This window comes from Streptomyces sp. NPDC001194 (assembly GCF_042896985.1).
Taxonomy (GTDB): Bacteria; Actinomycetota; Actinomycetes; order Streptomycetales; family Streptomycetaceae; genus Streptomyces.
The window spans coordinates 19,363-34,146 of record NZ_JBIAXU010000015.1; the positions used below are offsets into that span (position 1 = coordinate 19,363).

A 14,784-nucleotide genomic window follows, 5' to 3' on the forward strand; every position below is an offset into this window, starting at 1 on the left:
CCGAGACTGAACTTGGAGAGGAACCCGCCCGCATGCCGCTGACCTCGCCCCGGCGATCCGCGCTGGTCGACCAGGTGATCGCCCAGCTCCGGAACCAGATCACCTCCGGCGAATGGCCCGTCGGAGCCCGCATCCCCACCGAGCCGGAGCTCGTCGAGCTGCTGGGCGTCGCCCGCAACACCGTCCGCGAGGCCGTACGGGCGCTGGCGCACAACGGGCTGCTGGACATCCGGCAGGGCTCCGGGACGTACGTCATCGCCACCAGCGAGCTGGCCGGGGTGATGCACCGCCGCTTCGCGGGCGCCGACCCGCGGCACATCGCCGAGCTCCGCTCGACGCTGGAGTCGGCCGCGGCCCGGCTGGCGGCGGAGCGGCGCACCGAGCGGGACCTGGGCCAGCTGGACGCGCTGCTGGCGCGGCGCGAGCAGGCCTGGGAGGGCGGGGACGCGGAGCGGTTCGTGGCGGCGGACGTGGCGCTGCACATGGCGGTGGTGGCGACCTCGCACAACGAGGTGCTCATCGAGCTGTACGCGGATCTCGGCGACCTGGTCGCGGACTGGCTGCGCGCGGACGTGGGCACGGAGCTGGATCCCGCGGCGCACCTGGACCACGCGCGGCTGATCGAGGCGATCCGGCGCGGGGACGGGGACGGCGCGGCCTCGGAGGCGGCGGGCTACCCGTTCGCGTGCCTCGGCGGGAAGTAGGAGCGACCGCGGCCCGGCGGGTTCAGGGCCGCCGGTGGGTGACCCAGGCCGAGCGGACCTCCTTCCAGCAGCGGCTGGTCAGCTCGGTGCGGCCGGCCGGCTCCAGGGCGACGGGGGCGCTGTCCGCGTCCACGTCCCACCAGCGGTCGCATTCCACGTGCAGGCGCAGGAAGTCGGTCTCGGGATAGCCGTTCTGGCAGGTGGCCGTCACCTGCGAGCCCTCGATCGCGGTCTCGCAGTCGGCGCCGTACAGCTCGCGCTCCGCGGGCGGCCGGGGCCGTACGGGCGGCTCGGCGGGGATCTCGTCGAGGTCCACGGCGGCGGGTTCCGCGACGGCGGGCCGCACGACGGCCACCGCCTCCGGCACCGGCAGCGCCTCGCCCCCCTCGGGCTGTGCGTCGGCCGCCGGGAGCAGGAATCCCGTCAGGACCACCGAGGTCACCAGCAGCGATACCGCTCGGCTCCGCCTCGCGCGCACTCCCGCACCTCCTCCCCGCACGAGCCGGGAAGATCCCGACTCGGCCAGTTTGCAGGCATCTGTCCTGGTTTTCGACTCGGGAAGATCCGGCCGGAGGGCGGAAATCTGATCGAGCGTCCGCCCGGAACCCCCGCCCGCACCGGCGGACACGGCGACGGCCGCGCCTCCCGGAAGGAAGACGCGGCCGCCGCCGTACGGACGTACGGGTACCTCTGGGTACGAGTACTGCCGGTGCCCGGCTCAGGCACCCATCGCGTGCAGGCCGCCGTCCACGTGGACGATCTCGCCGGTGGTCTTCGGGAACCAGTCCGACAGCAGGGCCACGACGCCCTTGCCCGCGGGCTCCGGGTCGGTCATGTCCCACTCCAGCATGGAGCGGGAGTTCCAGACGTCGGCCAGCTCGGAGAAGCCCGGGATGGACTTCGCCGCCATCGAGCCGAGCGGACCGGCCGAGACCAGGTTGCAGCGGATGTTCTCCTTGCCCAGGTCACGGGCAAGGTAGCGGCTGGTGGCCTCCAGCGCGGCCTTGGCCGGGCCCATCCAGTCGTACTGCGGCCAGGCGAACTGCGCGTCGAAGGTGAGGCCGACGACGGCCGCGCCCTCCGCCGGGAACAGCGGCTTGCAGGCCATGGTCAGCGACTTCAGCGAGAACGCCGAGACGTGCATGGCGGTGGCCACCGACTCGAACGGGGTGTTCAGGAAGTTGCCGCCCAGGGCGTCCTGCGGGGCGAAGCCGATGGAGTGCACGACCCCGTCGAGGCTGCCGAGCTCCTCGCGGACGAGGCCCTCCAGGCGGGCCAGGTGCTCCTCGTTGGTGACGTCGAGCTCGATCACCTTGACCGGCTTCGGCAGCTTCTTGGCGATGCGCTCGGTCAGCGTGGGGCGCGGCCACGCGGTGAGGATGACCTCGGCGCCCTGCTCCTGGGCCAGCTTGGCGGCGTGGAAGGCGATGGACGACTCCATCAGCACCCCGGTGATGAGGATGCGCTTGCCGTCGAGAATTCCGCTCATGGTGATCAGTGACCCATGCCCAATCCGCCGTCAACGGGAATGACGGCTCCTGTGATGTACGCGGCGTCGTCGGACGCCAGGAAGCTCACGGCTGCCGCGATCTCCTCGGGCTGCGCGTAGCGGCCCAGCGGCACCTGGCCGACGATGCCCGCGCGCTGCTCATCGGTGAGCACCTTCGTCATGTCGGTGTCCACGAAACCGGGGGCCACGACGTTGAAGGTGATGTTGCGCGAGCCGAGCTCACGGGCGAGGGAGCGGGCGAAGCCGACCAGCGCCGCCTTGGAGGCGGCGTAGTTGGCCTGGCCCGCCGAGCCCAGCAGCCCGACGACCGAGGAGATCAGGACGACGCGGCCCTTCTTGGCACGCAGCATGCCACGGTTCGCACGCTTGACCACCCGGAAGGTGCCGGTGAGGTTGGTGTCGACGACGGAGGCGAAGTCCTCCTCGGACATGCGCATGAGCAGCGTGTCCTTGGTGATGCCGGCGTTGGCCACCAGCACCTCGACCGCGCCGTGCGCGTCCTCGATCTCCTTGTAGGCCTGCTCCACCTGCTCGGAGTCGGTGATGTCGCAGCGGACCGCCAGGACGCCGAGCGCGGTGAGCTCCTGCGGCGGCTCACCCGACCGGTACGTGATCGCGACCTTGTCGCCGGCCTGCGCGAAGGCTCGGGCGATGGCGAGGCCGATGCCCCGGTTTCCTCCGGTGACGAGAACCGAGCGGCTCAACGGATCACCCTTTCGACTAGCGGTCTGAGTACCAAAAACCTATAGGCCAGGTCCCCCGAGCGGAGAATCGATCTCCCACAGGGCCTCGGTACGGGCTCTGTCGAGTCCCTACAGAAAGATGTAGGCACAAGAGCCTCGAGCGCGACATGATCGAGGCGACCGGCCCCGACCCCGGGAGGACCACCGTGCCCCATTCCATCGACGCGGCCTTCACCGCGCTGCCCCTGCGGGCGCTCGCCGACGCGGCGCTCGCCCGGGCCCGCGCGCTGGGCTGCGACCATGCCGACTTCCGGCTCGAACGGATCCGAAGCGCCGCCTGGCGGCTTCGGGACGCCAAACCCTCGGGCAGTTCCGACACCACCGACCTCGGGTACGCGGTCCGGGTGGTGCACGGGGGCAGCTGGGGGTTCGCCTCCGGTGTGGACCTGACCATGGACGGCGCCGCCAAGGTGGCCTCGCAGGCCGTGGCCATGGCGAAGCTGTCCGCGCAGGTCATCAAGGCCGCCGGTTCGAACGAGCGGGTGGAGCTCGCCGACGAGCCGGTGCACGCCGACAAGACGTGGATCTCCGCGTACGACGTGGACCCGTTCGAGGTGCCGGACGCGGAGAAGGCGGCCCTGCTCGCCGACTGGAGCGCGCGGCTGCTGGCCGCCGACGGGGTGGCGCACGTCGACGCATCGCTGCTCGCCGTGCACGAGAACAAGTTCTACGCGGACACCGCCGGCACCATGACCACGCAGCAGCGCGTGCGGATCCACCCGCAGCTCACCGCGGTGGCCGTGGACGCCACCACCGGCGAGTTCGACTCGATGCGCACCATCGCCCCGCCGGCCGGGCGCGGCTGGGAGTACCTGACCGGCACGGGCTGGGACTGGGACTCCGAGCTGGAGCAGATCCCCGTGCTGCTCGCCGAGAAGATGCGGGCGCCGAGCGTCGAGGCCGGGCGCTACGACCTCGTCGTGGACCCGTCCAACCTGTGGCTCACCATCCACGAGTCGATCGGGCACGCCACCGAGCTCGACCGGGCGCTGGGGTACGAGGCGGCGTACGCGGGGACCTCCTTCGCCACCTTCGACCAGCTGGGCAAGCTCAAGTACGGCTCGCCCATCATGAACGTCACCGGTGACCGCACCGCCGAGCACGGGCTCGCCACCGTCGGCTTCGACGACGAGGGCGTCCAGGCGCAGAGCTGGGACCTGGTCAAGGACGGCACCCTGGTCGGCTACCAGCTGGACCGGCGGATCGCGAAACTCACCGACCTGGGCCGCTCCAACGGCTGCGCCTTCGCCGACTCCCCCGGGCACGTGCCGGTCCAGCGGATGGCGAACGTCTCGCTCCAGCCGGATCCGGGCGGGCTGTCCACCGAGGACCTGATCGGCGGGGTGGAGCGCGGCATCTACGTCGTCGGCGACCGCTCCTGGTCGATCGACATGCAGCGCTACAACTTCCAGTTCACCGGGCAGCGGTTCTTCCGGATCGAGAACGGCAGGCTGGCCGGGCAGCTGCGCGACGTCGCCTACCAGGCCACGACCACCGAATTCTGGGGCTCGATGGAGAAGGTCGGCGGGCCGCAGACGTACGTCCTCGGCGGCGCCTTCAACTGCGGCAAGGCCCAGCCGGGCCAGGTCGCGGCCGTCTCGCACGGCTGCCCGTCCGCGCTGTTCCGCGACGTGAACATCCTGAACACCACGCAGGAGGCCGGCCGATGAGCCGTACGAAGCCCCACGAGATCGTCGAGCGCGCGCTGGAGCTGTCCACCGCGGACGGCTGCGTCGTCATCGCCGACGAGCAGTCGACGGCCAACCTGCGCTGGGCGGGCAACGCGCTCACCACCAACGGCGTCACCCGGGGCCGGACCCTGACCGTCATCGCGACGGTCGGCGGCAAGGAGGGCACGGCCTCGGGGGTCGTGTCGCGCTCCGCCGTGACCGCCGAGGACCTGGAGCCGCTGGTACGGGCCGCCGAGGCGGCCGCCCGGGGCGCCGGTCCCGCCGAGGACGCCCAGCCCCTGGTGACCGGGACCCCGGCCTCGCCGGACTTCACCGAAGCGCCGGCCGAGACCTCCTCCACGGTGTTCGCCGACTTCGCCCCGGCCCTCGGCGAGGCCTTCGCCCGGGCCCGCGAGGGCGGCCGGGAGCTGTACGGCTTCGCCAACCACGAGCTGGTCTCCACGTACGTCGGCACCTCGACCGGCCTGCGGCTGCGCCACGACCAGCCGAACGGCACCCTGGAGCTCAACGCCAAGTCCGCCGCCACTGCCGATGGCCGGTTGCTCTCGGCCTGGGCCGGCCGCTCCACCCGGGACTTCAAGGACGTGGACCCGACCGTGCTGGACGCCGAGCTCGCCGTACGGCTGGGCTGGGCGGAGCGGAAGGTCGAGCTGCCCGCCGGCCGGTACGAGACCCTGCTGCCGCCGACCGCGGTGGCCGACCTCCTGATCTACCAGATGTGGTCCGCGGCGGCCCGGGACGCGGTGGAGGGCCGGACGGTCTTCTCCAAGCCCGGCGGCGGCACCCGGCTCGGCGAGAAGCTGTCCCGGCTGCCGCTGACCCTGCGCAGCGACCCGCACGCGCCGGGCCTGGAGTCCGCGCCGTTCGTGATCGCGCACAGCTCGGGCGACGACGCCTCCGTCTTCGACAACGGCCTGCCGGTCCCGGCCACCGAGTGGATCCGCGACGGCGAGCTGTCCCGGCTGACCACGACCCGGCACAGCGCGGGCATGACCGGGATGCCGGTCGCACCGGGCTTCGGGAACCTGATCCTGGACGGCGGCGGCGACCGCTCGCTGGAGGAGATGGTGGCCTCCACCGAGCGGGGTCTGCTGCTGACCTGCCTCTGGTACATCCGCGAGGTAGACCCGGCGACGCTGCTGCTCACGGGCCTGACCCGGGACGGCGTCTACCTGGTGGAGAACGGCCAGGTCGTGGGCGAGGTGAACAACTTCCGGTTCAACGAATCGCCGGTGGACCTGCTGTCGCGGGCCTCGGAGGCGGGCCGGACCGAGAAGACCCTTCCGCGCGAGTGGAGCGACTGGTTCACCCGGGCCGCGATGCCCGCGCTGCGCGTCCCGGACTTCAACATGAGCTCGGTCAGCAAGGGCGTCTGATCCACCTAGACTGAATCCTCGGCGCGACGCAAACCATTCGAAGGAGTCGAGAAACCGTGACGGACATCGTCGACGAGTTGAAGTGGCGCGGGCTGTTCGCCCAGTCCACCGACGAAGAAGCGCTCCGCAAGGCGTTCGCGGACGGTCCTGTCACCTTCTATTGCGGCTTCGACCCGACGGCGGCCTCCCTGCACGTGGGACACCTCGTGCAGGTGCTGACCGTACGCCGGCTCCAGCAGGCCGGACACCGGCCGCTGGCGCTGGTCGGCGGGGCCACCGGTCAGATCGGCGACCCGCGGCCGACCGCCGAGCGGACGCTGAACGACCCGGAGACGATCGCGAACTGGGTGGCCCGGCTGCGCACCCAGATCGAGCCGTTCCTGTCCTTCGAGGGCGAGAACGCGGCGCTCATGGTGAACAACCTGGACTGGACGGCGGGCATGTCCGCCATCGAGTTCCTGCGGGACATCGGCAAGCACTTCCGGGTCAACAAGATGCTGACGAAGGACTCGGTCGCCAAGCGGCTCGACTCCGACCAGGGCATCAGCTACACCGAGTTCAGCTACCAGCTGCTCCAGGGCATGGACTTCCTGGAGCTGTACCGGCGCTACGGCTGCGTGCTCCAGCAGGGCGGCTCCGACCAGTGGGGCAACCTGACGGCCGGGCTCGACCTGATCCACCGGGTCGAGCCGGGCGCGGTCGTGCACGCGCTGGCGACCCCGCTGATGGTCAAGGCGGACGGCACCAAGTTCGGCAAGTCCGAGAGCGGGGCCGTGTGGCTCGACCCGGAGATGACCACTCCGTACGCGTTCTACCAGTTCTGGCTGAACGTGGACGACCGGGACATCTCCACCTACATGCGGATCCTTTCCTTCAAGTCCCGCGAGGAGCTGGAGGAGCTGGAGGCGCAGACCGCCGAGCGGCCGCAGGCGCGCGCCGCCCAGCGGGCGCTGGCGGAGGAGCTGACCACGCTGGTGCACGGCGCCGGCCAGTGCGCGGCCGTGATCGCGGCGTCGAAGGCGCTGTTCGGCCAGGGCGAGCTGGCGGACCTGGACGAGGCCACGCTGGCCGCGGCCCTGTCCGAGCTGCCGCACGCCCGGGTCGCCGAGCTCGGCCCGGTGGTGGACCTGCTCGCGGAGACCGGGCTGGTGGCGAGCAAGTCGGCCGGCCGCCGGACCGTGAAGGAGGGCGGCGCCTACGTGAACAACGCGAAGGTCACCGCCGAGGACGCGGTCCCCTCGCGGGAGGAGCTGCTGCACGGGCGCTGGCTGGTGCTGCGGCGCGGCAAGAAGAACCTGGCGGCGGTCGAGGTCACGGGCTGACGGCCCGGGCCTGACGGCCGAGCGCGGCGGAGGGGCCGGTCCGGACACCACGTCCGGCCGGCCCCTCCGACATGCCGCCCTCAGGTCATCTGCTTGCTGCCGCCCTTGAGCGACTTGTAGACCATCTCACCGAGAGCGACGATCAGCACCGCTCCGGCGAGTTGGAGCAGGTGCCGGGTCCAGTCGATGCCCTTGGTCTCCCCGACGCCGATCCACACCGCGACGGCGTTGCCGAGGATGGCTCCGGCGATGCCGAACAGGGTGGTCAGCCAGAGGGGCTGGTGCTGCTTGCCCGGCAGGACGGCCCGGGCTATGAGGCCCAGCACGAAACCGACGATGATCGCCCACAACCATGACATGTCGAGCCTCCTCGTGGCGCGTTGTGCGCATGTGGGCCCAGTTTCGACCCGTACGGCGTACTACGCATTTCGGACAGCCCCATTCGGGGGACACCCCCTCTCCTCGCCACCGGGCGGGCGGCGTACGGTGGGAGGAGTCCGGACCGGGAGTGTCCGGCGGCGGATCGGGCGGTGGAGCGTGGAGCGGAAGAAGCGGAACGGGGCCGAGGTCTTCCGGATCACCGGAGCCCGGATGGGCCTCGACGAGGACGTGCGGGGACGCCAGCGCCGGTACGTCGTCTCGATGGTGATCAGGACGCTCTCCGTGCTGGCGACGGTGATCCTGTGGAACGTGGAGCGTCACGTGGCGATCGTGACGCTCGTCGCGGGCGCGCTGCTGCCGTACGTGGCCGTGGTCATCGCCAACGCGGGGCGCGAGTCGACCCCCTCGCTGCCCTCGCACTTCATCCCGTCACCTGTGCGCCCTGCACTGGACGCGGGAAACCTCAAGAAAAGCTCAGATCAATCATGAAGTTCCGGTGCACCGCACCGGGTCCTGCGTGACATACTGCCTACGCGCTCCGCATCCCCCGTCGGAGCGACGGACCGACGCCGGGCAGCTCCCCCCGTGGCTGCTCGGCGTCGCCTTTCCGCGGCCGGGGTTTGTAGGGTTGAGGCGTGAACTCCCCTGACTCCCCTCGCTCCCCCGGCTCCGCCCGTTCCACCGGTTCCGCGGACGCGCCCACCTGCTCGGCCAAGGGCTGCCGCGACGCGGCCGTTTGGGTCCTGGCATGGAACAACCCGAAGCTGCACACGCCGGAGCGCCGCAAGACCTGGCTGGCGTGCGAGGAGCACCGGGAGCACCTCTCCCGGTTCCTGGGCGTGCGCGGGTTCCTCAAGGACGTCGTGGAGCTCGACGAGTGGGTCCAGCCGGAGGGCTCGGAGCGCCCGTAGCGAGGTCGCGCCGGCCCGGCCGGGCCGTCAGCCGCCGATCGCGGACATCGGGCGGTCGGGCTGCAGGAAGGACGGGTCGTCGAGCCCGGACCCGGCCTTCTTGCCCCACATCGCCACCTTCCACAGGCGGGCGATCTCCTCGTCGGCCGCCCCGGAGCGCAGCGCGGCCCTCAGGTCCGACTCCTCGGTGGCGAAGAGGCACGTACGGACCTGGCCGTCGGCCGTGAGCCGCGTACGGTCGCAGGCCCCGCAGAAGGGGCGGGTGACCGAGGCGATGACGCCGACGGTGGCGGAGCCGCCGTCGACCACCCAGCGCTCGGCCGGGGCGGAGCCGCGCTCGTCGGCGCCCTCCTCGGTGAGGGTGAAGCGGGTGCGCAGCGAGGCGAGGATGTCACCGGCCGTGATCATGCCCTCGCGCTTCCAGCCGTGCTGGGCGTCGAGCGGCATCTGTTCGATGAAGCGGAGCTCGTACTCGTTCTCCACGGCCCAGGCGAGCAGGTCGGGGGCCTCGTCCTCGTTCAGGCCCGGCATCAGGACGGCGTTGACCTTGACGGGGGTCAGGCCGGCCTCGCGGGCCGCGGCCATGCCGTCGATGACGTCGCGGTGGCGGTCACGCCGGGTGAGGGTCTTGAAGACCTCGGGCCGCAGGGTGTCCAGCGAAACGTTTACCCGGTCCAGGCCGGCGGCCTTGAGCGCCTGTGCGGTGCGCTTGAGGCCGATGCCGTTGGTGGTCAGGGACATCTGGGGACGCGGCTCCAGGGCGGCGCACTGCTCGACGATCCCGACCAGGCCGGGGCGGAGCAGCGGTTCGCCGCCGGTGAAGCGGACCTCGGTGATCCCGAGGTGCGTGACGGCGATGCGGATCAGCCGGACGATCTCCTCGTCGGTCAGCAGATCCGATTTGCCGAGCCACTGCAGGCCTTCCTCGGGCATGCAGTACGTGCAGCGCAGATTGCACCGGTCGGTGAGCGAGACGCGCAGGTCAGTGGCCACGCGGCCGTAGGTGTCCAGAAGCATTTCGGGCCCCCTCCCTGTCCGGTCCATAGAGACGTTCGCGCCGGTCCGGATAAAGGCCTGGCGCCGTATTCGAGCCTACGCGACGACCATGGCGCGTAGGGATGCCCGAATGAACGAGACGCGGCGTGGCCGCGTCGTAGAGAAGTACGACGCGGCCACGCTGCGTGCTCGGCCCATCTCACGATGAACACGGTGTCAGTGCGCGCCCGTCCCCGTAAGGGAGCGGACCTCGAGTTCCGCGAACTTCCGGGGGTCCGCCTTCTCCTTGGACAAGACTGTGCCGAGCCAGCCGAGCAGGAAGCCGAGCGGGATCGAGACGATGCCGGGGTTCTCCAGCGGGAACCAGTGGAAATCGACCCCCTTGAACATCGAGGTCTTGTCGTTGCCGGAGACTACGGGCGAGAACAGCACCAGGACCACCGACGAGATCAGACCGCCGTAGATCGACCAGAGCGCGCCCTGGGTGGTGAAGCGCTTCCAGAAGAGGCTGTAGAGGATGGTCGGCAGGTTCGCCGACGCCGCGACGGCGAAGGCGAGGGCGACCAGGCCCGCGATGTTGATGTCCCGGGCGAGCGCTCCGAGGACGATGGCGACGGCGCCGATGACGACGGTGGACCAGCGGGCCGCCCGCACCTCTTCCTTCTCGGTGGCCTCGCCCTTGCGGATCACGTTGACGTAGATGTCGTGCGCGAAGGAGGACGAGGAGGCGAGGGTGAGCCCCGCGACCACGGCGAGGATCGTCGCGAAGGCCACCGCGGAGATCACGGCGAGCAGGATCGCGCCGCCGGTGGAGTCGGCGCCGCCGCCGACGGCCTGGGCCAGGAGCGGGGCGGCGGTGTTGCCGGACGGGTTGGAGTCGGTGATCTCCTTGGGGCTGAGCAGGGCGGCGGCGCCGAAGCCGAGGGCGATCGTCATCAGGTAGAAGACGCCGATGATGCCGATGGCCCAGTTCACGGACTTACGGGCGGCCTTGGCGGTGGGCACGGTGTAGAAGCGGATCAGGATGTGCGGCAGGCCGGCGGTGCCGAGGACCAGGGCGAGGCCCAGGGAGATGAAGTCCAGCTTCGAGGTCCCGGTGATGCCGTACTTGAGCCCGGGCTCCAGGAAGGACGAGCCCTTGCCGCTGTTCTCGGCGGCCTTGCCCAGCAGGTCGGAGACGTTGAAGTTGAACTTCCACATCACCAGGAAGGTGATCAGCAGCGCGCCCGCGATGAGGAGGACGGCCTTGACCATCTGGACCCAGGTGGTGCCCTTCATGCCGCCGATGGTGACGTAGAGGATCATCAGTACGCCGACCAGCGCGACGATCGCGATCTGGCCGCCGTCGCTGGTGATCCCGAGGAGCAGGGAGACCAGTACGCCGGCGCCGGCCATCTGGGCCAGCAGGTAGAAGATCGAGACCACGATGGTGGAGGTGCCGGCGGCGGTACGGACGGGCCGCTGGCGCATCCGGAAGGCGAGGACGTCACCCATGGTGTAGCGGCCCGAGTTGCGCAGCGGCTCGGCGACCAGCAGCAGGGCCACCAGCCAGGCGACGAGGAAGCCGATGGAGTAGAGGAAGCCGTCGTAGCCCTTGAGGGCGATGACGCCGGCGATGCCGAGGAAGGACGCGGCGGACATGTAGTCGCCGGAGATGGCCAGGCCGTTCTGGAATCCGGTGAACTGGCGGCCGCCCGCGTAGAAGTCGGCGGCGTCCTTGGTCTGACGGCCGGCCCAGATCGTGATGACGAGGGTGGCGACGACGAAGAGCCCGAACAGGGTCATGATCAGCGGCCGGTGCTCACTGGCTCCGGCGGCGGCGGTCGTCGCGAGGTCGAGGCGCGGGGTGTGGCTCATTCGCCGGCCTCCATCCGCGCCTTGATGGCCGCGGCCTTGGGGTCGAGGTTCGCGGCGGCGTGCCGGGAGTACAGCCAGGCGATGAGGAAGGTCGTCGCGAACTGGGCGAGGCCGAACACGAGGGCGACGTTGATGTTGCCGAAGAGCTTGGTCCCCATGAAGCCGCCGGCGTAGTTGGACAGCAGGACGTAGAGCAGGTACCAGGCGATGAAGGCCACGGTGAGCGGGAAGGCGAAGGACCGGTGGGAACTGCGCAGTTCGGCGAATTCGGCGCTCTGCTGGACGGCTGAGAACTCTTCGGCCGTGGGGCTCGCCGCGGGCGTTCCCGCGCTGCCGTGCGGCGGCGCTGCTTCGGTGGTCACGGGGGGCTCTCCTTGTGACGCGGGTGCGGTGGGGACGACGGACAAAACAACCTCCGTATGGGGGGGACGGTGGCGCTGATCCCCCCTTGTCAACGGCACGTACGGCGCGTCGGGACGGTTCAACACCCGTTGATTCTTGGGATGATTCTTCGAAATCTGATTTCGTCGAACTGATGGCGGAAAGTCGAACGTCGGCACTAGGTTCGGTTGTCATGAACCCGCCGTCCGGCGCGAACCCGCGCGGACGGCTTCTTTCACGGATGATGTGGAGAACCCATGGCTCATCTGGGACCCGGCCGCCGGCGTATCGCCGTTCCGGTCGGCCTGGCGCTCACGGCCTCGCTCGCCTTCCTGCCCTCGGTCGCGGCCTCCGCCGCCCCGCTGGGCAACACGGCGGGTACGGCGGCCGCGGCGAAGCCCGACACCACCGGCCCCAAGCTCTCGTACGTCGCGAACCTGACCACCTACGCCTCCGTGAAGGCCGCGAAGAAGGCCGTCGAACGGGCCGGTGGAACGGTGGTGACGTCCTATGAGCAGATCGGGGTCGTCGTCGCACACTCCCAGAACCCGGACTTCGCCAAGCAGCTGCGCGCGCAGCGCAGCCTGTTCGTGTCGGTGGGCGCCACCCGGACGGCCCCCCTCCAGACGGTGGCGACCACCGAGGAGGGCACGACGCAGAAGCTCAGCGCGGCGGACGCCGCCAAGGCCGCGGCGTCCGCCACGGACGGTCAGGAGCCGCTGGAGCCCAACCAGTGGGACCTGCGGGCGATCAGGGCCGATCAGGCGCACAAGATCAACGATGGCAGCCGGAACGTCACCGTGGGCGTCATCGACACGGGTGTCGACGACACCCACCCGGACCTCGCCCCGAACTTCTCCAAGGGCCAGTCGGCCAACTGCGTCGGCGGCGTCGCGGACACCACCGACGGCGCGTGGCGCCCGTACCCCGACGGCAGCGACCACGGCACGCACGTGGCCGGGACCATCGCCGCCGCGCGCAACGGCATCGGCGTCGCGGGCGTCGCGCCGGGCGTGCAGGTCGCCGCGATCAAGGTGAGCGAGCCGGGCACCAGCCTGTTCTTCACCGAGGCGGTCGTCTGCGGCTTCATGTTCGCCGCCGAAAAGGGGATCGAGGTGACCAACAACAGCTACTACGTCGACCCCTGGCTCTACAACTGCAAGGCGGACGACGACCAGAAGGCGCTGGTGGAGGCCCTCGGCCGGGCGACCAAGTACGCCGAGCGCAAGGGCGTGCTCAGCGTGGCCTCGGCGGGCAACTCGAACCACGACCTGGCGTCGAACGCCATCGTCGACGACACGAGCCCGGACGACGGCACCCCGGTCCCGCGCACGATCGACCCGCACGTCTGCCTGGACATCCCCACCCAGCTCCCGGGCGTGGTCACCGTGAGCGCCACCGGCGACCAGGGCTTCAAGTCGTACTACTCCAGCTTCGGGCTGGGAGTGGTCGACGTCGCCGCCCCCGGCGGCGACAAGTGGCAGGTCCCGGCCACCCCGGACGCCAACGGGCGCGTGCTGTCGACCGTGCCGGGCGGCGGCTACGGCTACAAGCAGGGCACCTCGATGGCCGGACCGCACGTGGCGGGCGTGGCGGCGCTGCTGAAGAGCGCGCACCCGAAGGCCACGCCCTCGCAGCTCCAGGCGATGCTGAAGGCCCAGGCCACGAAGACGGCCTGCCCGGAGAAGGTCTACGACGCGACGGGCGCGCTGGTCGACGCCACGACGTGCCAGAGCAAGTGGGGCCAGACCGGCTACTACGGCTACGGCGTGGTGGACGCGCTGAAGGCCGTGAAGTAGCGGTCTGAACGGCAGGGGCCGGCCCGGGGGACTCCCCCGGACCGGCCCCTGCTCCCGTTGCGGGCCGTCAGGGCTTGATGAGCACCTTCAGCGCGCTGCGGTCGTCCATCGCGCGGTAGCCGTCCGGGACCTCGTCCAGGGACACGGCCCGGTCGAAGACGGGCGCCGGGTCGATCGCGCCGCTCAGCACGTCCTCGAGCAGCTCCGGGATGTACGCGCGCACGGGCGCGACGCCGCCGCGCAGGGTGATGTTGCGGTCGAACATCACACCGAGGTCGAGGCCGGTGCCGCTGCCGTGCGGGACGCCGACGTATCCGATGGCCCCGCCGTCGCGGGTGATGTTGACGGCCGTGCGCATGGACTGCTCGGTGCCGACGGCCTCGATGACGGCGTGGGCGCCCTGGCCGCCGGTGAGCTCGCGGACGGCGGCCTCGGCGGCCTCCCCGCGCTCGGCGACGATGTCGGTGGCCCCGAAGAGCCTGGCGATGTCCGTCCGGGCGGTGTGGCGGCCCAGTGCGATGATCCGCTCGGCGCCGAGGCGCTTGGCGGCGAGGACCCCGCACAGGCCGACGGCGCCGTCGCCGACGACGGCCACGGTGGAGCCCTTGCGGACGCCCGCGCCGAGCGCGGCGTGGTGCCCGGTGCCCATGACGTCGGAGAGGGCGAGCAGCCCGGTCAGCAGCTGGTCGTCGGAGACGGCCGCGGCGGGCAGCTTCACGAGGGTGCCGTCGGCGTGCGGGACGCGGACGGCCTCGCCCTGGCCGCCGTCGAAGCCGACCGAACCCCAGAAGCCGCCGTGCACGCAGGAGGTGTACAGGCCCTCGGAGCAGTAGTCGCAGGTGCCGTCGGACCACATGAAGGGGGCGACGACGAGGTCGCCGGCCTTCAGGCCGGACACGGCCGAGCCGGTCTCCTCGACGACGCCGAGGAACTCGTGGCCGATGCGCTGGCCGGGCTGGCGCGCGGCCTCGCCGCGGTAGGCCCACAGGTCGCTGCCGCAGATGCAGGCACGCAGGACGCGGACGACGGCGTCCTCGGGGCGCTGGATCGCAGCGTCGGGCACCTCCTCCACGCGGATGTCGTGCGGGGCGTGGATGACGGTGGCGCGCATGG

At 71.0% G+C, this 14,784-nt stretch carries 15 protein-coding genes; 7 read left to right on the forward strand and 8 right to left on the reverse strand.

Features of this window, described 5'->3' with window-relative positions:
• Window positions 1-32: 32 nt before the first annotated feature.
• A complete protein-coding gene (locus ACFY1T_RS25625) occupies window positions 33-704 on the forward strand; it encodes a FadR/GntR family transcriptional regulator (protein ID WP_390790252.1) in 672 nt (223 codons plus the stop codon).
• A 22-nt stretch (window positions 705-726) separates the two neighbouring features.
• Here the strand turns inward: ACFY1T_RS25625 and ACFY1T_RS25630 are convergent, their stop codons facing one another.
• The 3 genes from ACFY1T_RS25630 to fabG all read right to left on the reverse strand — a co-directional run bounded on the left by ACFY1T_RS25630 (window position 727) and on the right by fabG (window position 2,918).
• Window positions 727-1,182, reverse strand: a complete 456-nt coding sequence (locus ACFY1T_RS25630; protein ID WP_390790253.1) for a hypothetical protein — start codon at window positions 1,180-1,182, stop codon at window positions 727-729.
• Window positions 1,183-1,422: 240 nt separating this feature from the next.
• Complete coding sequence (gene fabI / locus ACFY1T_RS25635; protein ID WP_030162294.1) at window positions 1,423-2,193, reverse strand: enoyl-ACP reductase FabI; 771 nt, start codon at window positions 2,191-2,193, stop codon at window positions 1,423-1,425.
• Between the two features lie 5 nt (window positions 2,194-2,198).
• Entirely contained in the window at window positions 2,199-2,918 is a 720-nt protein-coding gene (gene fabG / locus ACFY1T_RS25640) for a 3-oxoacyl-[acyl-carrier-protein] reductase (protein ID WP_030300576.1), read from the reverse strand.
• A 146-nt stretch (window positions 2,919-3,064) separates the two neighbouring features.
• On the opposite strand from fabG, the gene ACFY1T_RS25645 reads away from it, so the two are divergent.
• Genes ACFY1T_RS25645 through tyrS form a run of 3 tightly spaced genes read left to right on the forward strand, consistent with a single transcriptional unit; the run spans window position 3,065 to window position 7,346 of the window.
• Entirely contained in the window at window positions 3,065-4,627 is a 1,563-nt protein-coding gene (locus ACFY1T_RS25645; protein ID WP_390790254.1) for a TldD/PmbA family protein, read from the forward strand.
• Complete coding sequence (locus ACFY1T_RS25650; RefSeq protein ID WP_390790255.1) at window positions 4,624-6,024, forward strand: metallopeptidase TldD-related protein; 1,401 nt, start codon at window positions 4,624-4,626, stop codon at window positions 6,022-6,024. Before ACFY1T_RS25645 ends, ACFY1T_RS25650 begins: the two co-directional genes overlap by 4 nt.
• A gap of 56 nt (window positions 6,025-6,080) precedes the next feature.
• The gene (tyrS, locus tag ACFY1T_RS25655) at window positions 6,081-7,346 is read left to right on the forward strand and encodes a tyrosine--tRNA ligase (protein ID WP_390790256.1); all 1,266 of its coding nucleotides are present in this window, start codon (window positions 6,081-6,083) and stop codon (window positions 7,344-7,346) included.
• Between the two features lie 80 nt (window positions 7,347-7,426).
• Here tyrS and ACFY1T_RS25660 read toward each other — a convergent pair whose 3' ends face one another.
• Complete coding sequence (locus ACFY1T_RS25660) at window positions 7,427-7,705, reverse strand: GlsB/YeaQ/YmgE family stress response membrane protein (protein ID WP_390790257.1); 279 nt, start codon at window positions 7,703-7,705, stop codon at window positions 7,427-7,429.
• 178 nt (window positions 7,706-7,883) lie between these two features.
• Between ACFY1T_RS25660 and ACFY1T_RS25665 the strand changes: the two genes are divergently transcribed.
• Both ACFY1T_RS25665 and ACFY1T_RS25670 read left to right on the forward strand, forming a co-directional pair.
• Window positions 7,884-8,216, forward strand: coding sequence for a DUF3099 domain-containing protein (locus ACFY1T_RS25665; RefSeq protein WP_030859116.1), 333 nt, complete (start codon window positions 7,884-7,886; stop codon window positions 8,214-8,216).
• A gap of 146 nt (window positions 8,217-8,362) precedes the next feature.
• The gene (locus ACFY1T_RS25670; protein ID WP_390790258.1) at window positions 8,363-8,638 is read left to right on the forward strand and encodes a hypothetical protein; all 276 of its coding nucleotides are present in this window, start codon (window positions 8,363-8,365) and stop codon (window positions 8,636-8,638) included.
• A 27-nt stretch (window positions 8,639-8,665) separates the two neighbouring features.
• On the opposite strand, the gene moaA is transcribed toward ACFY1T_RS25670, so the two are convergent.
• The 3 genes from moaA to ACFY1T_RS25685 form a co-directional block, all read right to left on the reverse strand.
• Window positions 8,666-9,655: a GTP 3',8-cyclase MoaA gene (moaA, locus tag ACFY1T_RS25675; RefSeq protein WP_390790259.1), complete on the reverse strand. Its 990-nt coding sequence runs from the start codon at window positions 9,653-9,655 to the stop codon at window positions 8,666-8,668.
• A gap of 195 nt (window positions 9,656-9,850) precedes the next feature.
• Window positions 9,851-11,491 carry a cation acetate symporter gene (locus tag ACFY1T_RS25680; RefSeq protein ID WP_390790260.1) on the reverse strand — a complete coding sequence of 547 codons (1,641 nt, stop codon included), beginning with the start codon at window positions 11,489-11,491 and terminating at the stop codon, window positions 9,851-9,853.
• The gene (locus ACFY1T_RS25685; RefSeq protein WP_390790261.1) at window positions 11,488-11,853 is read right to left on the reverse strand and encodes a DUF485 domain-containing protein; all 366 of its coding nucleotides are present in this window, start codon (window positions 11,851-11,853) and stop codon (window positions 11,488-11,490) included. The genes ACFY1T_RS25680 and ACFY1T_RS25685 overlap by 4 nt, the downstream gene beginning before the upstream one ends.
• A 276-nt stretch (window positions 11,854-12,129) precedes the next feature.
• Here ACFY1T_RS25685 and ACFY1T_RS25690 point away from each other — a divergent pair, with 276 nt between their 5' ends.
• Window positions 12,130-13,671, forward strand: a complete 1,542-nt coding sequence (locus ACFY1T_RS25690) for a S8 family serine peptidase (protein WP_390790262.1) — start codon at window positions 12,130-12,132, stop codon at window positions 13,669-13,671.
• Window positions 13,672-13,738: 67 nt separating this feature from the next.
• Here the strand turns inward: ACFY1T_RS25690 and ACFY1T_RS25695 are convergent, their stop codons facing one another.
• On the reverse strand, window positions 13,739-14,782 hold the full coding sequence (locus ACFY1T_RS25695) for a zinc-dependent alcohol dehydrogenase family protein (protein ID WP_390790263.1): 1,044 nt from the start codon (window positions 14,780-14,782) through the stop codon (window positions 13,739-13,741).
• Window positions 14,783-14,784: the final 2 nt, after the last annotated feature.